Source organism: Devosia lacusdianchii (assembly GCF_022429625.1).
Lineage (GTDB): Bacteria > Pseudomonadota > Alphaproteobacteria > Rhizobiales > Devosiaceae > Devosia > Devosia lacusdianchii.
This window is the reverse complement of record NZ_CP092483.1, coordinates 4333962-4355240: the sequence shown is the minus strand read 5'-3', so window position 1 is coordinate 4355240 and position 21279 is coordinate 4333962. Positions and strand designations below refer to the sequence as shown.

Annotated in this window: 20 protein-coding genes and 1 tRNA gene; 7 read left to right on the top strand and 14 right to left on the bottom strand. The window is 63.8% G+C overall.

The features are described from left to right. The first annotated feature begins 281 nt into the window (after window positions 1–281). Window positions 282–1958: a glycoside hydrolase family 3 protein gene (locus MF606_RS21580; protein ID WP_240231383.1), complete on the top strand. Its 1677-nt coding sequence runs from the start codon at window positions 282–284 to the stop codon at window positions 1956–1958. A 2-nt stretch (window positions 1959–1960) separates the two neighbouring features. On the opposite strand, the gene MF606_RS21575 is transcribed toward MF606_RS21580, so the two are convergent. From MF606_RS21575 to sppA, 9 genes are all read right to left on the bottom strand, one after another. Then, window positions 1961–3253, bottom strand: a complete 1293-nt coding sequence (locus MF606_RS21575; protein WP_240231382.1) for a bifunctional folylpolyglutamate synthase/dihydrofolate synthase — start codon at window positions 3251–3253, stop codon at window positions 1961–1963. 68 nt (window positions 3254–3321) lie between these two features. Then, the gene (locus tag MF606_RS21570; protein WP_240231381.1) at window positions 3322–5820 is read right to left on the bottom strand and encodes a methyl-accepting chemotaxis protein; all 2499 of its coding nucleotides are present in this window, start codon (window positions 5818–5820) and stop codon (window positions 3322–3324) included. A 103-nt stretch (window positions 5821–5923) separates the two neighbouring features. Next, window positions 5924–6898, bottom strand: coding sequence for an acetyl-CoA carboxylase, carboxyltransferase subunit beta (gene accD / locus MF606_RS21565; RefSeq protein WP_240231380.1), 975 nt, complete (start codon window positions 6896–6898; stop codon window positions 5924–5926). Between the two features lie 196 nt (window positions 6899–7094). After that, on the bottom strand, window positions 7095–7916 hold the full coding sequence (gene trpA / locus MF606_RS21560; RefSeq protein ID WP_240231379.1) for a tryptophan synthase subunit alpha: 822 nt from the start codon (window positions 7914–7916) through the stop codon (window positions 7095–7097). Window positions 7917–7918: 2 nt separating this feature from the next. Further along, on the bottom strand, window positions 7919–9136 hold the full coding sequence (gene trpB, locus MF606_RS21555; protein WP_240231378.1) for a tryptophan synthase subunit beta: 1218 nt from the start codon (window positions 9134–9136) through the stop codon (window positions 7919–7921). 51 nt (window positions 9137–9187) lie between these two features. Continuing rightward, window positions 9188–9835, bottom strand: a complete 648-nt coding sequence (locus MF606_RS21550) for a phosphoribosylanthranilate isomerase (RefSeq protein ID WP_240231377.1) — start codon at window positions 9833–9835, stop codon at window positions 9188–9190. A gap of 8 nt (window positions 9836–9843) precedes the next feature. Further along, on the bottom strand, window positions 9844–10203 hold the full coding sequence (locus MF606_RS21545; protein ID WP_240231376.1) for a lipopolysaccharide assembly protein LapA domain-containing protein: 360 nt from the start codon (window positions 10201–10203) through the stop codon (window positions 9844–9846). Between the two features lie 32 nt (window positions 10204–10235). Further along, entirely contained in the window at window positions 10236–10517 is a 282-nt protein-coding gene (locus tag MF606_RS21540) for an integration host factor subunit beta (protein WP_240231375.1), read from the bottom strand. Window positions 10518–10555: 38 nt separating this feature from the next. After that, on the bottom strand, window positions 10556–11533 hold the full coding sequence (gene sppA, locus MF606_RS21535; protein WP_240231374.1) for a signal peptide peptidase SppA: 978 nt from the start codon (window positions 11531–11533) through the stop codon (window positions 10556–10558). Window positions 11534–11581: 48 nt separating this feature from the next. Between sppA and MF606_RS21530 the strand changes: the two genes are divergently transcribed. Together MF606_RS21530 and MF606_RS21525 are read left to right on the top strand one after the other, a co-directional pair. Next, a complete protein-coding gene (locus MF606_RS21530) occupies window positions 11582–12346 on the top strand; it encodes a hypothetical protein (RefSeq protein ID WP_240231373.1) in 765 nt (254 codons plus the stop codon). Then, the gene (locus tag MF606_RS21525) at window positions 12343–13113 is read left to right on the top strand and encodes a class I SAM-dependent methyltransferase (RefSeq protein ID WP_240231372.1); all 771 of its coding nucleotides are present in this window, start codon (window positions 12343–12345) and stop codon (window positions 13111–13113) included. The genes MF606_RS21530 and MF606_RS21525 overlap by 4 nt, the downstream gene beginning before the upstream one ends. Here the strand turns inward: MF606_RS21525 and MF606_RS21520 are convergent. The 4 genes from MF606_RS21520 to aroA form a co-directional block, all read right to left on the bottom strand. Further along, window positions 13097–13600, bottom strand: a complete 504-nt coding sequence (locus tag MF606_RS21520; protein WP_240231371.1) for a GNAT family N-acetyltransferase — start codon at window positions 13598–13600, stop codon at window positions 13097–13099. The two genes, MF606_RS21525 and MF606_RS21520, sit on opposite strands and share 17 nt — an antisense overlap. Window positions 13601–13666: 66 nt before the next feature. Then, window positions 13667–15421 (bottom strand): 30S ribosomal protein S1, encoded by a 1755-nt coding sequence (gene rpsA, locus MF606_RS21515; protein WP_420842228.1) that lies wholly within the window; start codon window positions 15419–15421, stop codon window positions 13667–13669. Window positions 15422–15539: 118 nt separating this feature from the next. Beyond that, window positions 15540–16181: a (d)CMP kinase gene (locus MF606_RS21510; protein ID WP_240231369.1), complete on the bottom strand. Its 642-nt coding sequence runs from the start codon at window positions 16179–16181 to the stop codon at window positions 15540–15542. 83 nt (window positions 16182–16264) lie between these two features. Then, a complete protein-coding gene (gene aroA, locus MF606_RS21505) occupies window positions 16265–17608 on the bottom strand; it encodes a 3-phosphoshikimate 1-carboxyvinyltransferase (protein ID WP_240231368.1) in 1344 nt (447 codons plus the stop codon). Between the two features lie 162 nt (window positions 17609–17770). On the opposite strand from aroA, the gene MF606_RS21500 reads away from it, so the two are divergent. The 3 genes from MF606_RS21500 (at window position 17771) to MF606_RS21490 (ending at window position 19432) form a co-directional block, all read left to right on the top strand. Then, entirely contained in the window at window positions 17771–18172 is a 402-nt protein-coding gene (locus MF606_RS21500; protein WP_240231367.1) for a TIGR02300 family protein, read from the top strand. 140 nt (window positions 18173–18312) lie between these two features. Further along, window positions 18313–18388: transfer RNA gene (locus tag MF606_RS21495), tRNA-Ala, on the top strand. Window positions 18389–18511: 123 nt separating this feature from the next. Next, window positions 18512–19432 carry an MYG1 family protein gene (locus MF606_RS21490; RefSeq protein ID WP_240231366.1) on the top strand — a complete coding sequence of 307 codons (921 nt, stop codon included), beginning with the start codon at window positions 18512–18514 and terminating at the stop codon, window positions 19430–19432. 4 nt (window positions 19433–19436) lie between these two features. Here the strand turns inward: MF606_RS21490 and MF606_RS21485 are convergent, their stop codons facing one another. After that, complete coding sequence (locus tag MF606_RS21485; protein WP_240231365.1) at window positions 19437–19913, bottom strand: SRPBCC family protein; 477 nt, start codon at window positions 19911–19913, stop codon at window positions 19437–19439. A 198-nt stretch (window positions 19914–20111) separates the two neighbouring features. Here MF606_RS21485 and MF606_RS21480 point away from each other — a divergent pair, with 198 nt between their 5' ends. Further along, on the top strand, window positions 20112–21251 hold the full coding sequence (locus MF606_RS21480; RefSeq protein ID WP_240231364.1) for a winged helix-turn-helix domain-containing protein: 1140 nt from the start codon (window positions 20112–20114) through the stop codon (window positions 21249–21251). Window positions 21252–21279 lie beyond the last annotated feature (28 nt).

The following is a 21279-nucleotide window of genomic DNA, read 5'->3' as shown; positions in this document are numbered from 1 at the left end:
CGTGCCGGCTTCGCTGCCGCGCAGGTTCAGATACTGGCCGGCTGGGGCGAGCGTCCCCACACCGCGATCCCCGAGTATCGTTCCAAAACCGGCGCCCCGAGGCGGTTTCCGTCTCACTAAACAAAACTCAGGGGCGGCCATCGCCTCGGGGCCCGCTCTCGCTGCCCCCTTTGGCATGCGACTTCATGACACCCGCGTCACAGGCGGCGCTTATGCACGTCCTGACATGGCTGCTTTTGCACCGGCCGGCTGCTAAGACTAGGCAAAGAAGACTTGGGAGAATGCCCGTGGCCCCGATCGACCTGTCCGCTGCCCCCTTTAATCTCGACAACGAGGCGATCGCCTGGGTTGGGGCAACGCGCGATGCCCTGACACCGCGCGACAAGCTGGCCCAACTGTTCGTGCTGCTGGCACGCGGAACGCCCGAGGAAGTGGTCGAGGAGGTTCGCAGCTTCAAGCCGGGCGGAATTACCCGAATCTATTCTGATGATCTCAGCGCCGAGATCACCCTGGCTCGCACACTGGGCAGTATCGCCAACCTGCCTCTCTTGGTCAGCGCCGATCTCGAAGGCAGCCGCATGAGCCTGCCTTTCGGCACCAGCGTGCCCAATCCGCTGGGCCTGGCGGCGGTCGACGACCTCGACGCGACCACCGCCGTTTCCACCATCATGGCGCGCGAGGCCAATGCGGTGGGGCTCAACTGGAGTTTTACCCCGGTCATCGATCTCAACATTGCCTGGCGTAGCGCCATTGTCGGCACCCGCTCCTACGGCAGCGACATCGACAAGGTCGAGCGCCACGCGCTGGCCCAGATCGCCGCCTTCCAGGCCAATGGCGTCGCCGCGACGGTCAAGCACTGGCCCGGCGAAGGCTATGACGACCGCGACCAGCATCTGGTGACCACGGTCAACCCGCTCAGCATGGCGGAATGGGAAACGACCTTCGGCCGGCTCTATCGCAAAGCGATCGATGCCGGTGTGATGAGCGTCATGTCGGCCCATATTGCACTGCCGGCCTATGCACTGGCGCTCGATCCCGATGCCGGCGCCGAGGCCTATCGCCCCGCCTCGTTGAGCCGCATCCTCAATCAGGACCTGCTGCGGCGCGAACTCGGCTTTAACGGCCTCATCGTCTCGGACGCGACGCCGATGGCTGGCATGGGCGACTGGGGTCCGCGCGACGAAGTGCTGCCCGAGGTCATCATTGCCGGTTGCGACGTGATCCTCTTCACCGACGACGCCAATGGCGACCTGATGCGGCTGGTCAAGGCGGTGGCCGATGGCCGCCTGAGCCAGGAGCGGGTCGACGAGGCGGTGACCCGCGTGCTGGCGCTGAAGGCGGCGTTGGGCCTCCACAAGGACCCTGCCGAACCCAACCTCGACAGCGCCCAGCGCGTCGTGGCGACCGAGGAAAACCGCATCGTCGTCAATGGCGTTACGGCCCGCGTGCCGACCCTGGTCAAGGATATCAAGTCGCTGCTGCCACTTTCGCCGAAACGGCATAATCGCGTGCTGGTCTTCTCGGGCGGCGTGATCCTGCCCTTCGTGCCGCATCCGGTGCCGCTCAGCGTGCCCGAGCGGCTGGAGAAGGAGGGGTTCGCGGTCACCGTCTATCAGCCCGGCATGGATGTGAACCCGAAAGATTTCGATCTGGTGCTCTATCTCTTCGCCGAGGAAACCACCCTGACCCGCAGCCGCATTTTCCTCGACTGGACCAAGCTCACCGGCTCGGTCTTCGGCGCCATGACCCGTTACTGGCACGACATCCCGAGCCTGATGATCTCATTCGGCTACCCCTACTACCTCTACGACGCGCCTCGCGTGCCGGCCTATATCAACACCTATGGCTCCAGCGAGGCGCTGCAGGCGGCGGTAGTGGAAGCGATCATGGGACGGACGGCGTTCGCGGGGACCAACCCGGTCGATCCATTCGTGGGGAGTGATCAGGCCCGGTATTGAGACTAGTCCGGATATGTCCCGTTCTTGAGCAGCACCTGGCCGGCCAGATAGAGCGAACCGGAGATCACCACGCGCGCATTGGCGGTGCCTGCCGCCAATTTCAGCGCTGCCTCGATGGTCTTGGCAGGCGCGGCGTTGAAACCGGATTTTTTCGCTTCAGCGGCGATGAAAGCCGCGTCGTGCGCATTGGACTCGCCGGGAATGGTCAGGGTGATGATGCGCTCGGCCATGCCCGCAAACGGCGCCAGCACGTCGGCCGGCGAGCGGGTGTTCATCATGCCCAGGATCAGCACCAGCGGTGCCGGCCGCGCACGGTTCATGTCGGACAGCGCCTGGCTCAAGGCGCGGGTGCCATGGGCATTGTGCCCACCATCCAGCCAAAGCTCCGCACCGGGACCGAGCAGGTCGCGCAGCTTGCCCTGCACCGGCGACAGGCGGGCGGGCCAGACCACATTGGCCAGGCCCTTGGCGATGGCGGCCTCGTCGACCGGCAGGCCGAAATGCCGGATAGCGGCAATAGCGACGCCGGCATTTTCGAACTGGTGATTGCCGATGAGTCTTGGCGGCGGCAGATCGAGCAATCCGTCCTCGTCCTGATAGACGAGACGCCCGTCCTGAGCATAAGCATCGAAATCCTGCCCGCCTACAAAGGGAGTAACACCCAACTTGGCGGCAACCCGCTGAATCGAGGCGAGACCCTCATCGGCTTGCCGGGCAATCACAGCGGGTGAGCCGCGTTTCATGATATTGGCCTTTTCCACGGCGATCTTGCCAATGGTATTACCAAGGAAGGCCATGTGGTCGAGGTCGACAGGAGTAATGATCACGCCCAGGGGATGATCGACCACATTGGTGGTGTCATAGGTGCCGCCCATGCCGACTTCGAGCAGCAGATAGTCAGCCTTGCTCTCGGCGAACAGGACGAAAGCGGCGGCCGTGGTGACCTCGAAATAGGTGATCGGCCTGCCGGCATTGACCGCTTCGACGCGCTCCAGCACGGCGTTGAGACGGCGCGTCGATACCAGCTTGCCGGCCAGACGGATGCGCTCGTTGAAACGCACCAGATGGGGTGAGGTATAGACATGCACGCTCTTGCCGGCCGCTTCCAGCATGGCGCGCAGATAGGCAATCGTGGATCCCTTGCCATTGGTGCCGGCGACATGGATGACCGGTGGCAGGCGGCGATGCGGATAGTCGAGATCGGCCAGCAGAAGGTTGAGCCGTTCGAGACTCAAGTCGATCAGCTTGGGATGCAGCCCCGAAAGGCGCTTGAGGATGGCGTCGGTGCGGGACATTGGCGGGGTCCGAAAACGGTCAGGCCCATGAGTTACCGCCGTTCGGTATGCGGCTCAATGGCCTGCCCTCAGAACTCCGACCAATCCTTGTCGACCGCAGCGTTGCCACGGCTCAGATAACTACCCGCCGCGGCCTTGAGCTTTTGCTGCATACCGCGAATGCCGCCGGCTGGCTCAGCCGCCCTAGGCTGCGGCGCACGGGCCGGCTTTGCGTCGATGGTGAAAATGTCGACGATACGATCGAGCTCATTGGCTTGCGCTTCGGTCTGCTCGATCGCCGCGTTGGTCTCCTCCACCAAGGCGGCATTGTGCTGGGTCATTTCGTCCATCTGCTGGATGGCGGCATTGACCTCGTTGATGGCGCCGGCCTGTTCGCGGCTGTCGCGGGAGATGGCTTCCAGCGCCGTGGTATTGTCGCGAATGGCCGTCAGCACGCTGGAGAGCTTGGTAGAGGCATCAGAGACCAGCTTGGAGCCGCCGCGCACCTCATTGGCCGATTGCTCGATCAACGTCTTGACGTCGGCTGACGCACTGGCCGCCGACTGCGCCAGGCGGCGCACTTCTACCGCCACGACGGCAAAGCCCTTGCCGGCGTCACCGGCACGGGCTGCTTCGACGGAGGCATTGAGCGCCAAGAGATTGGTCTGGAAGGCGATGTCGTCAATGAGACCGATGATGTTGGAGATCTTGGATGAGGACTGGGTGATCCGATCCATAGCCTCGGTGGCGGCGGCCATCACCTGCCCGCCTTCCTCGGCGGTGCGGGAGACGGCCTTGGCCTGGGTGCTGGCGGCTTCGGCCTTGCTGGCGCTGTCGAGCACGGTCGAGGTCAATTGCTCCATGGCAGCGGAGGTTTCCTCGATCGTCGCGGCCTGCCGGGTCGTGCGTTCGCTGAGGTCATTGGCGCCGGAGAGGATTTCGCCGGTCGCGGTCTTGAGCGCGCCCGAGGTGTGGCGGAGCTGGCCGACGATCTCGCCCAGCTTCTCGGCCACCGCATTGGTGTCGGCCTTGAGGCGGGCGAAGGCGCCCTCGTAGTCGCCACGCACCCGGCGTGTCAGGTTGGTCTCGGCAAGGGCCGACAGCACTTCACCGGTCTCGCCCAGGCCCCGATCGACGGTCTCGACCAGCGAATTGACCGAGCGGGCCAAGGCATTGAGTTCGGCATCGGGGAATTCGGCTTCGACGCGACGCGAGAAGTCGCCAGCGATGGCGGCATCGACCACATCGCCAAAGGCGCGCTGCAGGCTGACCATCATGCGGGCCCGATCGGCCTGGTTGGCCAGCACTTGGGCCGCTTCGGCCTCGGTCATCTGCGCGACCTTCTGGCCATTGGCGCGGAACACTTCGACGGCGCGTGCCATAGCGCCCAGCTCATCGCTGCGCTCAGCGCCACGCACTTCAGCGTCAAGGTCACCCTGCGCCAGCGCTTCCATCGTGCTGGTGAGGCGGGTGATCGGCTTGGTGATGGTGCGCGAGAACAGCAGACCCGCCGCGGTTACCACGGCCAGGAGTCCCGCACCGATCAGCAGCATCATGTTGCGCATATTGGCAACGGGCGCGAGCACTTCGCTGGTCGCCATGACAGCGACGGCCGCCCAGGGCTGGCCGCGCGTGGTGATCGGCGCCGCGGCGACCAGCATGTCGGTGGCGCGATAGGCGGTGGTTTCACCGCCCGAGGGCGTACCGGCCAAGGCTGCATCCAGCATGGGACCGGCAAAGGGCGTGACCAGCGCGTCATTGTCGGGCGTGAAGGTCGAATCCGAGCGCAGCAAGCCATCGGAGCCGGCGATGATCACTTCGCCGGTTTCGCCCAGACCGGTCCGATCGCCGACGACGGCGTCGAGACGTTCGGACGGCAGCTGGATGGCCAGCACGCCGATCTTGCGGCCCTGGGCGTTGAACACCGGCTTGGCGAAGAAGCTGGCGGGCAGGCCGGCGGCAGCCTGGTAGGGCGCGAAATCGGCAAAGACGATGTCGTCTGGATTCTCGATGGCAACGGCCTGCTGGAACACTGAGCCGAGCGTGCTCGTCGCCAACGGTCCGCCGTCGGCAAAGCTGGTGCCAAAATCTTCGGCCTTGTTGACCGAATAGACCATGAAGCCCTTGAGATCGAAGAGGTAGAGGTCGCGATAGCCGCGAATGGCGATCTGGGAGCGGAAGCCCTTGTGGGCCCGGGTATGGGGCACGTCATAGGCGCCGGTGGTGCCGAGCGTTTCGAGCGCCGACAGGTCGTCCTTGTTCGGATTGCCGTCGACATAGAGCTTGCGCACTTCGGCAGTCGGATCGACCTTGAACTGCAGCCAGGCGCCGGCAAAGTCGCGCAAAGCCTGCACGGTGGCTTCCGAGCGCGAGGTCGCAACCAGATCGTCTTCCACCGACTTGAGGTAGGTCGAAACCTGGCTGGCGCGCTCACTCGCGAGGGTTGCCAGATTGGTCTCCGCGGAGCTGCGCAGCGCCTCCGAGCCGATCAGGTAACTCGCCAGCCCCACGCCGACGCTGACGAGAAGCGCGGAACCGAGCAGCGCCAGAGGCAGCTTGCGGGCAATGGGCATGGAGAGTTTGAGCACGGACGTCCCCCTGGCGACACGACTGGCGCGCCGGCGATAGGAATCGCCAGCGGCTCGGTGTTCAGGAAAGGTAGAAGAACGTCCTTAAGTGCGGGTAAAGACCCTATTCGGCATGAGCGGCGCTGGGCGGCGCCAGATCGTCATCATCACCCTCGGCGGCTAGCGCTACGTCGCGCAGGCTGGCCCGGGCCACTGCTGGCGCCGAGTTGGTCAATTCACCCGGTGCCTCGGCCTTGGTGAGGATGGCCGCGAGCGAGCCGATGGTCGAGCGCAGGTTGTGGCGGTGCACGACCATGTCGACCATGCCGTGCTCGTAGAGATACTCGGAGCGCTGGAAGCCCTTGGGCAGCTTTTCGCGAATGGTCTGCTCGATAACGCGGGCGCCGGCGAAGCCGATGCGGGCGCCGGGCTCGGCAATGTGTACGTCACCCAGCATGGCGTAGGAGGCGGTCACGCCACCGGTGGTGGGATCGCAGAAGACGACGAAGAAGGGCAGGCCAGCCTCACGCAGGCGCAGCACGGCCACGGTGGTGCGCGGCATCTGCATCAGGCTCAAAATGCCTTCCTGCATGCGGGCGCCGCCCGAAGATACGAACAGCACGAACGGCGTCTTGCGCTGGGCAGCCGTTTCCAGCCCGGTAATGATGCCCTGTCCTGCCGCCATGCCGAGCGAGCCGCCCAGGAAGTCGAAATCCTGCACGGCAGCGGTGACTTCGCGGTCATAGAGCTTGCCGGTGGCGACGGTCACCGCATCTTCCGCGCCCGTCTTGGCGCGCTGCTCCTTGAGGCGGTCGGTATAGCGCTTCTGATCGCGGAACTTGAGCGGATCGACCGGAACGGCCGGGATCGCGACGGTCTGATAGACGCCGCCATCGAAGAAATTGGCCAGCCGGTCAGCCGGCTTGATCTTCATGTGGTAGCCCGAATTGGGCACGACCCACTGGTTCGCCTCGAGATCACGATAGAACACCATCTCGCCCGATTCCGGATCCTTGACCCAGAGATTTTCGGGCGTATCGCGCTTGTTGGAGAGGAACGAGCGGATTTTCGGGCGGACGAAGTTATCGATCCAGTTCATGGCAGGCCTCGCGAGGACATCGCTGTCAGGTAAGCGTCAATTGTGGCGAATGTTATCAGGGCGGGTGGGCGAGGGCAAAGGTGACCTCGGCCTTTCAACACCCGCAGGGCCATTCCGGGATGACCGGTCACGCCGTGATTGTGAAAAAATCTCGTGGTGGATCCCGACCTACGTCGGGATGACATCGTGGTTTTGGCTAGGCTCGCGCCCGCTTGACCCCGGCCGCCAGGCTGGCGACGAGGTCACGGACCGCACTGACTGTGGTGCCGGTGGCCTTGCCGTCGACCAGCGATTTACCCACGGCGTCGACCAGCACCGTGCCCACGACAATGCCGTCAGCATGCTTGCCGATTTCTGCAGCGTCTTCCGCCGTCTTGATGCCGAAACCGACGGCGACCGGCAGGTCGGTGTGGCTCTTGATACGTTCGACCGCATCACCCACGGCGGCGCGCGACTTGATTGCGGCGCCGGTAATGCCGGTCATCGACACGTAATAGACAAAGCCCGAGGTGTTCTTGAGCACCGCAGGCAGCCGCTTGTCATCGGTGGTGGGGGTGGTGAGACGGATGAAATTGAGGCCGGCCTTGAGCGCCGGTATGCACAGTTCCTCGTCTTCCTCCGGTGGCAGATCGACGATGATCAGGCCATCGACGCCGGCCTCCTTGGCAGCGGCGAGGAACTTATCGACGCCGAAAATGTAGATCGGGTTGTAGTAACCCATCAGCACGATGGGGGTGGTCTCGTCCTTGCGGCGGAAGTCCTCGACCATGCCGAGCACGCCGCGCAGGGTCATGCCACCGGCGAGCGAGCGCTGGCCGCCGAGCTGGATGGCGACGCCATCGGCCATAGGATCGGAGAACGGCATGCCGAATTCGATAACGTCCGAGCCGGCCTGCGGCAGCGCTTCCATGATCGCCTGGCTGGTGGCCAGATCGGGGTCGCCGGCCATGACATAGGTGACGAGGGCAGGACGGTTGGCCGCCTTGGCCTCGGCGAAACGCTTTTCGATACGCGACATGACTATAGCAGCCCCAGATGTTTGCCGACGCTCTCGACGTCCTTATCGCCACGCCCGGAGAGGCACAGCACGATCGACTGGTCCTTGCCCATTGATGGGGCGACCTTCATCACCTGCGCTAGGCCATGCGCCGATTCCAGCGCCGGGATGATGCCTTCGAGCTTGGTGCAGAGCTGGAACGCCGCCAGGGCTTCGTTATCAGTGATGGGCGCGTAGGTGACGCGCTTGCTGTCATGCAGGAAGGCGTGTTCCGGACCGACGCCGGGATAGTCGAGGCCGGCCGAGATGGAGTGGCCTTCCAGAATCTGTCCGTCACGATCTTGCAGCAGATAGGTACGGTTGCCATGCAGCACGCCGGGGCGGCCGCCGGTCATGCTGGCGGCGTGGCCATTATCGGTGTCGATGCCATGCCCGCCCGCCTCGGCGCCGTAAATCTTGACGCTGGGATCATCGAGGAAGGCGTGGAAGGTGCCGATGGCGTTGGAGCCGCCACCGACACAGGCGACCACCGCATCGGGCAGCTTGCCTTCGGCATCCTTGAACTGGGCCTTGAGTTCGGTGCCGATCACCGACTGGAAGTCCCGCACCATTTCCGGATAGGGATGCGGGCCGGCGGCGGTGCCGATCAGATAGTAGGTGGTGTCGACATTGGTGACCCAGTCGCGCAGCGCCTCGTTCATCGCGTCCTTGAGCGTGCCGGCGCCGGCGGTGACCGGGCGGACTTCGGCGCCGAGCATCTTCATGCGCAGCACATTGGGCATCTGCCGCTCAACGTCGGTGGCACCCATGAAGATGGTGCAGGGCAGGTCGAACTTGGCGCAGACCGTGGCCGTCGCGACGCCATGCTGGCCGGCGCCGGTCTCGGCGATGACGCGGGTCTTGCCCATGCGTTTGGCCAGCAGGATCTGGCCCAGGCAATTGTTGATCTTGTGGGAGCCGGTGTGGTTGAGCTCCTCGCGCTTGAACCACACCTTGGCGCCGCCCAGATGCTCGGTCAGGCGCTTGGCGAAATAAAGTGGGCTCGGGCGGCCGGCATAGTGGACCGAGAGATCATCGAGCTCGGCCTTGAATTCGGGATCGACCTTGGCGGCGCGATAATGCGCCTCGAGGTCGAGGATCAACGGCATCAGCGTCTCGGCGACGAAACGCCCGCCATAGGGTCCGAAGCGACCATGCTCGTCGGGGCCGTTGCGCAGGGAGTTGAGGCCTTCGGTATCCACCGCTCGTTCCTTCGATTGTCGGCCGGTCCGGCCAATTGACCGAAGGGCGAATTAGCTGGCGGCGCGGGCGTTCCGGATGAAAGCCTCGATCAGCCGCTTGTCCTTGACGCCGGGCGCGCGCTCCACGCCCGAAGACACGTCGATCCCGAACGGGCGCACGGTCCTGATGGCGTCGGCGACGGTCTCTGGCGTCAAGCCCCCGGAAAGCATGAAGGGGATGGACGGGTCAAGCGCCTTGAGCAGCGACCAGTCGAAGGTCGCACCCAATCCGCCGGGCCGGTCGGCGCCTTTGGGCGGCTTGGCGTCGACCAGGATGCGGTCGGCGACCTCAAGAAAATCAGCGACATGGGCCACATCGTCGGCCGAGCCGATCGGCAGGGCCTTCATGATTTCGACGCCCGCTTCGGCGCGGATGGCCTCGACGCGGTGCGGCGTTTCGGGGCCGTGGAGCTGGATCCAGTCCGGCCCAAGCGCGGCGACCTCGGCGACGCAGGAATTGTCCGGATTGACCAGCACCACGCAGGTCTCGATGCGCCCGCGCGCCTCTGAGATCAGCGTCGCGATCTCTTCGATCGAGACATGGCGCGGCGAGCGCGGAAAGTGCATGAAACCCACCATGTCGGCGCCGGCCGCTATGGTCGTTTCGAGAATGTCGGGCGTTTTGATGCCGCAGATCTTGACGATAAGGGGATCGGCCATGGCGTTGCTCAGCGCAGCTCCAAGAGGTCATCGACTTCGGCCAGCGGCCCATTGGCCTGGCCCTGGTTCTTCCGCAATCCCTCAACCTCGGTATTGAGCAGATGCGCTTCGCGCCGCCAATGCTTTTCGCGGCGGCGATGCGTGCCCTGGGCGAACCAGGTAGCGGTGCCGCCCAACAGCACTCCGATCAGCAGCACGACATAAAGCACGACAAAGAGCGGCACGCCGTAGCCGGGGGCAGCGGAGGGCTCGACTGGTGTGAAGGGATTGAAATTGACGGCGACGAAATGCCGGTTCGCCAGGGCGAATACGATCAGTCCCAGGCAAAGTGGAACAAGGACAACCCAACCGACAATTCTATTGACCATTAGCCGTTCTGTCCGATGGCACCCTGGTGCCGTTACGTGCGGTTGAGCCGCTCGCGGATTTCCTTGCCGGCCTTGAATTGCGGCACATATTTCTCGCCGACATCGACCTGTTCACCGGTGCGGGGATTGCGCCCGACGCGCGCCGGGCGATTCTTGACGGAGAAAGCCCCGAAACCGCGCAATTCGACGCGGTCGCCGCGGGCCATGGCGTCCCCGACTTCGTCGAGGATGGCATTGACGATGTTTTCGATATCACGCTGGAACAGATGCGGATTTTCCGCCGCGAGTTTCTCGACGAGTTCCGACTTGATCATCCCTGGCTCCAGTTGCGAGGCCGTCCGCACTCCCTTGATCAGGAGCGCGAGCCAACCTGCCAAAGCGAGACCAGCCCGTCAAGCATGATGGACCCTTCGGGCAGTCCCAGCGCAGCGCGCGCCTGGCTATTGAGGAAGGTGCCAAGCAGGTCAAACCCCTGTTCCGGATAGGGCCAGACGGTCCTGACATCGAGGTCGGCGGGCACATCGCGCTCGGCTTCGAGCCAGGCCAGGGCCTCAAGTTCCCCACCGATGGCGTCGATCAGGCCCGATTCGACGCCGACGCGTCCGGAAACGACTCGGCCGTCAGCCAGGGCCAGTGCGGCGGGGCGCGGCATGCCGCGCCGCTCGGCGACGACGTCGACGAACCACTGGAAGCTGTCATCGACCAGTGCAGCAATCGAGGCGCGGGGCGCTCCGTCCATCGGCTCATCGAAGTCCGGCTCCGCCTTGAGCGGCCCCGAGGCGACCTTGTCGAGGTCGATACCGACGGTTTCGAGGAGCTTGCCGGCATTGACGTGCTGCCAGAGGACGCCGATCGAACCGACGATGGAGAGCCGCCGCGCGAAAATGCGGTCGGTGGCGATGGCGGTCATATAGGCCGCCGAGGCGCCCAGCTCATTGATAACGGCGACCGTCGGCTTCTTCTCGCGCAGGTGGCCCAGCGCTTCATAGAGCTCCTCACCACCAGCCGTGGTGCCGCCGGGAGAATTGATGGCGATGATCACAGCTTTGACCGCATCGTCCTCAGCCAGGTCCTCGATCGCCGCCAGGCGCTCGGGATTGGTGGCGATGGTGCCATCAATGACCAACCGGGCGATGTAATCGCCGGCCTGACCTTGCGGCAAGGCGAAACGACCCAGCAGGGCAATGACCGCGACGGCCAGCGCGATGAAGGCCAGCACGCGCCACAGCCCACGCGACTTGCGATAGGTCTCGGCGGCTATGGTGGTGTGAGCCTGTTCTGGAAGATCGGAAACGGTCGCCTCCTCGGTAGCGGCACGGCATTGTCGCACGCGGCAATTGGATACATGATGACTGCGATCAGCGGCAATGGGGGTGCCATGACCAAGATAGCAGACTCAATCGAGCGCTATATCAAACGACAAAGTGTTTCTTTCTTGATCCTGGCCATCCTGGCCGGGTTGCTGATGATCCTGGTCGGCGTGTTGCTGCGGCCGGTCAGCCCGATGACCTACGAGATCGTGCTGCCCTTCGGAAGCTCGATCCTGGGCGTGGCGATCGGCATGGCGTTCGGGTCGCTGTTCGATGCCACGCACCTGCACCAGATCAAGACGCTGCTGCACAACACGCTGCAATCATCGATCTACAGCGCCGACGACGTACTCGATTTCTACCGTCGTCCCATGCACCACTATTTCCGCACGGTCACCGATGGCGTGGCGGTCTGGCGCTACCGGGTCTACAATTTCGATCTCATCGAAACGCCCGGCAAGCTGACCTGCGCCATCAGCGTCGATCGACCCAGCGGGCAAGGCACGGTGGTCTATCGGATAGAGGGGTTCGTTTCCGCGCAACGCCTCATCCTGGTGCAACGCGCGTCAGCCGGCGCCGAGCCGCCGATCGTGCAGGTCTTCCCCCATGGCGGCGACCAGTTCCGCACCAAGTTCGCCGGAACGTCACTGCTCAAATCCTGGGATGGCGACGACCTGATCGTCCCATCGCTGCTGAGCCAGACGCCGTTGACCAGCGTCCCCGTGCCGGTCGGCAGCGTTCCCGAGGCCGAGAATGCGCGCCTTTACGGCGAATGGCAGAAGAATTTCGGCCGCATTGTCGTGGATCTGGGGCCGGAAAGCCGGGTGCCTTGACCGACTGGCGCGACCAGATGTTCATCAACCACCCGGACCGGTTCGCGGCGATTGCCGACGCGCGAACCATTCCGCCGGGATTTGCGGCCTTTATCATCGGCGTCAGCGCTGCCACCCAACGCGATCGCTGCCTCGATCTGGCCTGCGGCACCGGCCGTTTCCTGCCCATCCTGCACCGGATTTTCAGCGCCTGTGTGGGCTTTGATTATTCAGCGCCGCTGCTGCGGCTGGCCGAGAAGCGGGTGAGCGGCCTCGACAAGATAAGCCTGGTGCAGGGCGATATGCGCAAGCTCCAGGCCCATTTCGCGGCCAACAGCTTCAGCACAATCGTGCGGCCCTATACGTCGCTGGGCTATTTCGACAACGCCACGGAGGCTAGCATTCTCCGCCAATGCGCCGCGCTGGCGCAGCCTGGAGCCAGCCTGATCTACGATACATTCAACTGGCGCTGGATCGCACAGGCGGGGTCACTGGAGCGGCAGGTGCAGTTGCCGCATTTCACTCTGCACGAAAGCTACCGAGCCAGCGCAGACCGAACCATCAAGTGCCGCTGGACCTATGCCGGGCAGGGAGAAACGACCAAGATCGACTTCGATCTGGCCGGGCACGATCCGCCAAGTGCCGAGGCGCTGATGGCGGAGAATGGCTGGGGCTCAGTGCGCTTCTTCTCGGACTACGACCTGGGCACCGAGGTCGGGGCAGACACCACCAGTGAGCGCATCGTCACCGTTGCGACGCGCCGGGGCCAGATCAGCCCAGAGGCTTGACCATGAAGCGGGCGGCATCTTCGTAGCTGGCGAGCTTTTCGGCCAATTCGGGCACGGTTTGCGCCCGGAAGCCGTGCTTGTGCCAGAAGGGCAGCGAGCCATTGACGGCGACAAGACTCATCGTGGCGAAGCCGGCGCTTCGTGCATGGCGCAGGATATCGCCGACGATCATGGCCGCCGCCCCGGTGCCACGCGCCGCCGGCAGCAGGGCCAGATCGTGCAGGTAGTAGGTGTCGGCATCGGCGGGAATGGCGCCCAGCAGCGAGTTGAGCGGCGGCAGCGTCTGGAAATGCCAGGGGTGGGAGAAGACGTAGCCGGCGGGGGCGCCATCCACCTCGAGCAGCCGCGTTCCATCGGGATAGAGCCGCTGGCGTTCGGCGAAGATCGTCGTGTCCTCGGGAAAGTGGGGATGCACAGCGGCAGCGATCGTCTCGACCGCCGGCAGGTCGAGCGTGGTCAGGGCCCGCCAGTGCATTGCTTTGTTCATGCCTCTCTTAAAAAGCAAAAGGCCCGCGCTGTGAAGCGCGGGCCCTGAAGTTGTGCATGCACCAAATTACTTGGTGTCGCGATCCTTGAGCGCAGCGCCCAGGATGTCGCCGAGCGAAGCGCCCGAATCCGACGAACCATAGGCAGCCACGGCTTCCTTTTCCTCGGCGATCTCGAGTGCCTTGATCGACAGCTGGATGCGCTGGGTCTTGCGATCGTACTGGGTGACGCGTGCGTCGACCTTTTCGCCCTTGGAGAAACGCTCCGGACGCTGGTCGTTGCGGTCGCGGCTGAGATCAGCACGACGGATGAAGGCGGTCATTTCGCTGTCGGCGATACGGACTTCAATGCCCCCATCGTTGACTTCGATGACGGTACCGGTCACGACCGAACCCTTCTTGATGCCGCCTTCAGAACCGGCCGTATCGGCAACTTCGCCGGTGGCGAGCTGCTTGATGCCGAGGCTGATGCGTTCCTTTTCGACGTCAACGTCGAGGACCTTGGCCGAAACCATGTCACCGCGGTTGTAGTCTTCCAGAGCGATTTCGCCCGACTTCTGCCAGTCGAGGTCCGAAAGGTGGACCATGCCGTCGACATCGCCGTCGAGGCCGATGAACAGACCGAATTCGGTCTTGTTCTTGACTTCGCCTTCGATGACCGAACCGACGGGGAACTTCTCGGCGAAGGATTCCCACGGGTTCTGCAGGGTCTGCTTGAGACCGAGCGAGATACGGCGCTTGTCCGGATCGACCTCAAGCACGACGACTTCGACTTCCTGGGAGGTCGAGACGATCTTGCCGGGGTGGACGTTCTTCTTGGTCCAGCTCATTTCGGAGACGTGGATCAGGCCTTCGATGCCCGGCTCCAGTTCCACGAACGCACCGTAGTCGGTGATGTTGGTGACGCGGCCGGTGAACTTGGCTTCGATCGGGTACTTGGCTTCGATGCCATCCCACGGATCGGCCTGAAGCTGCTTCATGCCGAGCGAGATACGGTGAGACTCGTGGTTGATGCGAACGATCTGGACCTTGATGGTCTCGCCGATCGTCAGCACTTCGGACGGGTGGTTCACACGACGCCATGCGATGTCGGTGACGTGCAGCAGACCGTCGATGCCGCCGAGATCAACGAACGCACCGTAGTCGGTGATGTTCTTGACCACGCCGTCGACAACCTGGCCCTCTTCGAGCTGCTGGACGATTTCCGAACGCTGTTCAGCACGCGATTCTTCGAGGATGGCACGACGCGAGACAACGATATTGCCGCGACGCTTGTCCATCTTCAGAATCTGGAACGGCTGCGGCACGTTCATGAGCGGCGCGATATCGCGGATCGGGCGGATATCGACCTGCGAACGCGGCAGGAAGGCAATGGCGCCTTCGAGGTCGACGGTGAAACCACCCTTGACCTGGTTGAAGATGGTGCCTTCAACGCGCTCATTGTTGTTGTACATTTCTTCGAGCTTGACCCAGCTCTCTTCGCGGCGAGCCTTCTCGCGCGACAGCACGGCTTCGCCAGCGGCGTTTTCGACGCGGTCAACATAGACCTCGACGATCGAGCCAACGGTGATGGTGCCGTCACGGCCGGCCTGGCCGAATTCCTTCAGCGCGATACGGCCTTCGGTCTTGAGACCGACGTCGATGATCGCCAGGTCCTTTTCGATCGCAACGACGGTGCCCTTGACGACGGCGCCCTCTAGCGGCTCGTTGTCAACGAACGAGTCCATCAGCAGCGATTCAAAATCTTCTTTCGTCACAGTTTGCTGTGCCAAATATCTTCTCCGTTGCACCGGGGGCTTGAGGTTGAGACCGAGGTCCGCCATCTCGCAAAACGAGTATGCCGGCGCGCGAACGCCCGATCGAACAGTTGATTTGAGATAGGTTCCGGCACGCTACGCTGGGTGATGGCCGGGGCCTGATCGCACAAGGTTGGATTAAGGCTTATCGCCCTGCCTTGCGCGCCATGGTCCCATCGACAATCGCGATGGCTGCGCGGAGTGCGGCCTCTATATCGAGAAGCGTGGTGTCGAGCAAGTGCGCGTCATCAGCTTTGTAGAAGCCGCCATTGGGATTGGCCATGTCGCGGGCGTCCCGCTCCTCTATCTGGTGGTAGAGCGCGTAGCGGTCAACTACCAGGCCGCGGGATTCAAGTTGGCGGGCCCGACGCTCCATGCGGGCCTTGCTATCGGCCTGGATGAAGAGTTTTACGTCAGCCTCGGGGCAGATCTTGGTGCCGATATCGCGTCCATCGAGCACGGCGCCGCCGGGCTGGGTGGCGAAATTGCGCTGGTAGTCGAACAGGGCCGTGCGCACGGCGCCGATCACCGCGACCTTGCTGGCCAACACGCCTGAGCGGGCCGAGCCCAGTTCGGCAATGTCGATCAGGTGGCTGGCGTCGAGCGCCTTTGCTGCGGCAATCGCTGCGGCCTCGAAGCCGGGTTTGTCCTCTTCGGAAGCCACGGCGCGGCCGACAGCGCGGTACAGCAGGCCGGTATCGAGATAGGGCAGGCCATAATGCCGAGCGAGGCCGGATGCCAGGGTGCCCTTGCCCGATGCGGCTGGTCCGTCGACGGCAATGATCATCCCGATCTTCCTTTGTGATGGCCGATTAGCCTTTGGCACAATCGCCGACCGGCGAAAATGCCGGCGGGCAAATTTGTTGTCCGCTAGCGGACCGGCTCGAAGCGTGCGCCGAGCGCTGTCATGGCATCGACGAAACCGGGAAAACTCGCGGCAATTGCGGTGCTATCGTCGACCGTCACCTTGTGGCGGCTGGCGAGCCCGAGCACCAGAAAGCTCATGGCGATGCGATGATCGTGCCGCGTCAATACGGTGCCGCCGCCATCCACCTTACCGATGCCGCCAATGGTGAGGCTGGCATCCCCTTCGGCGACGGTGACCTTGTTGGCAGCGAGCCCGGCTGCCGTCGCGGCCAGACGGTCGCATTCCTGGTCGCGCAGTTCGGCGAGGCCATCAATGACGGTTTCGCCCTGTGCGTAGGCGGCGGCGATGGCGAGCGCGGGAATATCGTCGAGCATGGCTGCGGCATGCATGGCGTCGACGCGCACCCCCTTCATGCGCGAAGAGCGCACGCGGAGGTCGGCGACATGTTCGCCGCCCGCCTCGCGCTGGTTGAGGAACTGGATGTCGCCGCCCATTTCGAGCAGCGTATCGATGAGTCCGGTGCGCGTGGGATTGACCAGCACGTTCTCGACCAGCAGGTCAGACCCCGGCACGATCAGTGCCGCGAGGATGGCATAGGCAGCAGAGGACGGATCGCCCGGGACCGTTACGCGGCGCGGGGCCAGTTCGGGCAATCCAGCCAGGAGGATGGTCGTCACCCCCGCATCGTCCGATGTGACCGTTATTGCGGCACCGAATTCGGCCAACAGTTTTTCGGTATGGTCGCGGGTCGGCACCAACTCGACGATACGGGTGGTGCCGCCAATGCCGAGGCCGGCCAGCAGCAGCGCCGATTTGATCTGCTCGGAAGGCGCAGCCATCACGTGATCGATCGGCAGCGGCACGAGCGGGCCGCGCAGGGTGACCGGCAAGTTGCCGTCGTCGCTGGAAACCACGCTGACGCCGGTCTGGGCCAGAGCATCCAGAAGGGGCTGCATCGGGCGCCGGGTCAGCGTGGCGCCGCCGTTGACGGTGAAAGCAAAGGCATAGGGTGCGAGCAGGCCCAGCAGCAGCCGGGCGCCGGTGCCCGAATTGCCCAGTTCGAGCGGACCGGCCGGCTCCAGGAGGCCACCGGTCCCCTGGCCCTGCACCTCCCACCCGGCGTCGCGCCGGTCGATGTGGACGCCAAGCTGGCGCAGCGCCGCAGCGGTCGCCATCACGTCCTCGGCTTCGAGCAGCCCCTCGATGCTGGAGCGCCCGACAGCCATCGCCGCCAAGATCAGCACGCGGTGCGAGATGGCCTTGTCGCCCGGGGTGGCGAAGCGGCCGGTCAGCGGGTCGGCGCCGTGGGCGGCGAGGGGTACGGCAGTGGGCAGGGGATCGGTCATGACCGGTCGGGCTTAGCACGGCGAAACCCGGATATGCCATCGCCCGCTCGACGCGGGAAGCAGCTCTCCACATTTTCGGTTTGACAGGGGCGGGGTTTGCCCATAACCGGACGGACCGAACCGGGCCCCAAAGCCCCACAAACCTTACGACGAGGAACATCGATGGCCAGTTCCGAACGCGGCACCAAACGGACCGATCCCGATACGGGCAAGAAGTTCTACGATCTCAACATGGATCCGATCGTCTCGCCTTATACCGGCAAGAGCTATCCGCGCTCCTATTTCGAGCAGGTTCTCGCCGGCAAGCCTTCTCCCACGACTGCCCGCAAGGTGGATGACGAGGACGAGACGGAAGAAGAAGAGGAAGTCGAGGACGTCGCAGCGCCCGAGATCGTTTCGCTCGAGGATGCCGACGCCGAGGAAGCCGGCGACGAGGAAATTCCCGAGACCGACGATGTCGAGGTGGATGAAGAGCTCGGCGACGACGACGAGGACGTGTTCCTCGAAGAAGAAGACGAAGACGACGAACTCGGCTTTGACGTTGGTGGCGACGAAGAGCGTTGATTTTGCATGATGTTTTGGCCGGCTGACCCGTTCAGCCGGCCCCACAAAAAAGTGTCATTTAGACACTTGCGCGGGCCGGGATCATCCAATAGGTTCCGCCTCGCTTCGGACGGGTTAGCCCTCTGAAGACCCAATGGAATGGGGCCATAGCTCAGCTGGGAGAGCGCTTGCATGGCATGCAAGAGGTCAGCGGTTCGATCCCGCTTGGCTCCACCAATTCCTCGGTAGCCGGGGTTCACCAATAGTCTGTCGACACGGCGACGATGCATCCGATAGTGGTCGGTGACCGGCCGCGGTCGAAAAATGAAGCACTACCCCGTAGACAAAGGTGCCCTCGGCATGTCCCCTGACTTTCTTGTCACCCACTCAGGTGGCTTCCACGCTGACGAATTGCTGTCCAGCGTGGTGCTGACCCGCCTTTTTCCGCAGGCGCGTATCGTGCGCAGCCGGGCGCCGGAGTGGATCACGCCGGGTGCAGATCGCATCATCTATGATGTGGGTGGGGCCTACGACGCCGACGCGGGGATATTCGATCATCACCAGCGCGGCGCGCCGCTGCGGGATGACGATCAACCGTACAGTTCGTTCGGGCTGGTGTGGAAGCATTTCGGCCGCGATTACCTGGCCGCAATTGGGCTGCCCGAAGCCCATATCGAAACGCTGCATGCCGGGTTCGACACTAATTTCGTGCTGCCCGTCGACCTCGTCGACAATGGCGCGGTGAGCCCGTCCGGCCCGCTGGCCGGCCTGACGCTGCCGGTTCTGCTGGAAACGCTGAAGCCCGTCTTCGACGAGGCTGATCCCGAGGCCGAAACCCGAGCATTTCACACCGCCCTCGCCATTGCCCGCAGCTTTGTCGAGGCCAGGATCACCCAGAGCGCCGCGAAATTGCGGGCCGAGGGCATTGTGCGGCAGGCGATCGCCGATGCCGGCCCTCGCAAGATACTCGAATTGCCGATGGGCATGCCATTCCGCCCGGCCATCGTGAAGGCTGGTGCCGATCACCTGCTCTTTGTGGTCCATCCGCGTGACAAGGACTGGTGCCTGACCACGATTCGCCGCAGCGACGATGGCTTCGAGGTGCGGGCCGATCTGCCCGCTGCCTGGGCCGGACTGACCGATGCCGATCTCGAAACCGCCAGCGGTGTTGCCGGCGCCAGCTTCTGCCATAACGGGCGCTTTATCGCCGCCGCCAAAACCCGCGAGGCGGCAATGGCATTGGCCGAACTCGCGGTGCGCGAGGCCGAGGCGATCGGCTAAGCGCCTATTCGAGCGTTGCGGCAAGCTTGTCGAGCACCTGATCGAGCCCGCTTTTCGACTGCGCGACCGTCGCGGCGCTGGCATAGCCGAATTCGCTCCAGCTCAGTTCGGTCTTGCCGTCGTCGAGCGTCCGCAAGGCCACGACATGCGGCACCACGGCCGGAATGTCGACTGGCAGACCCATCGCCTTGGGATCGACAGTGTCGCCATGCTCGTCGGCCCAGCCCTGGTCGAACACCAACCTTTGGCCGAGTTCGATCTCGGTATAGGTCCAGGTGTTGCACATCAAGGGAAAGCCCGGAGCGGTCATGCAGACCAGCGTCGCGCCGCCGGGCCTTATGTCGGTCCGGACGATCGGGGCTGCAAAACCTTCGGGACCCCACCACTGCTTGATCGCCTCCGCCTCGGTCAGAGCTTGCCAGACGGCCTCCTGGGGCGCTTCGAACACGCGGGTCACAGTCAGGTTGAACGTCTCCGCCATGGCACCCTCCATTGTCGCCACCATTAGAATTGCACCCAGAGCCGTATATCCAAACGCTCTCCGCATCTTGGCCTCCCGTCAATATCCATATGGTTATATACCTTATCAGTTATTTTAACGCAAGCTGTGCTACTGCCATGAATTGACGCGTCCCTAGCGCTCCGTTCTTCTAACCACACTGCAGAATCGGATCCTGCCTTGCCAAAAGCTGCCCATACCCTCGATACGAACCGTGCCCGCCATCTGTGGATCCGCGCCCAGCGGCTCGATACCGCGGCGCCGTTCGGCGACGGTCCGGCCGCGACGCTCGCCGCGATAGAGCAGCTGGGCTACGTGCAGATCGATACGATCAACGTCATCGAGCGCTGCCACCATCACATCCTGTGGTCGCGCATTCCCGGTTATCGGCGCGCCGACCTGGTCCACGTCCAATCCACCGACAAATCGGTGTTCGAATATTGGACCCATGCGCTGAGCTACGTGCCGGCGGCCGACCTGCCGTTCTTCATTCCCGCGATGAAGCAGTATCGCGAGACGCCCAGCCGCTGGTTCGGTTCGGTAACGGCCGATGAGGTCAGCAAGATGAACAAGCGCCTCCGCAAGGAAGGGCCGCTGTCCATCCGCGACATTGGCGATGATGAACTGGTCGACAAGGACCACCCCTGGGCCAGCCGCAAGCCGAGCAAGCGGGTGCTCGAAATGATGTTCTTCCAGGGGCTGGTCACGGTCGGCGCGCGACAAGGCATGGTCAAGACCTATGACCTGACCAAGCGCCATTTCGGCACCCTGCCCCAGGCGGCCACCGAGCGGCAGATCATTGCCTATAAGCTCGATCGGGCGCTGCGTAGCCAGGGCGTGGTCAGCCTCGACTCGATCTGCCACCTCGATGCGCCGAGCAAGAAGGCCGTCAAAGAACTCATCGACAGCCGCGTGCGGCGCAAGCTGCTGGTTCCGGTCACCATCGAAGGCGCCGAGAAAGTGCCGCATTGGGCCGAACCCGCCATACTCGACTCCACCGCCGGCGAACCGCCAACCCTGGTCCACATCCTCTCGCCCTTTGATCCGTTGATCATCCAGCGCAAGCGGCTCAAGCTGTTCTTCGGTTACGATCACCTGTTCGAGGCCTATGTGCCGGCGGCCAAGCGCAAGCTGGGCTATTTTGCCCTGCCGGTGCTGATGGGCGACCGGATCGTCGCCGCGATCGATCTCAAGACCGACCGGGCCGCAGGCAAGCTGCTGATCCAAAAGCGCACGGACTTTGCGGATGTGGGGGCCGAAGGCGAGGCCGCGATCAATGAAGCCCTGGGCCGGTTCGAGCGGTTCCAGCTGGGGGCTTGAACATCTTCACTTCTCCCTTCGGGGAGAG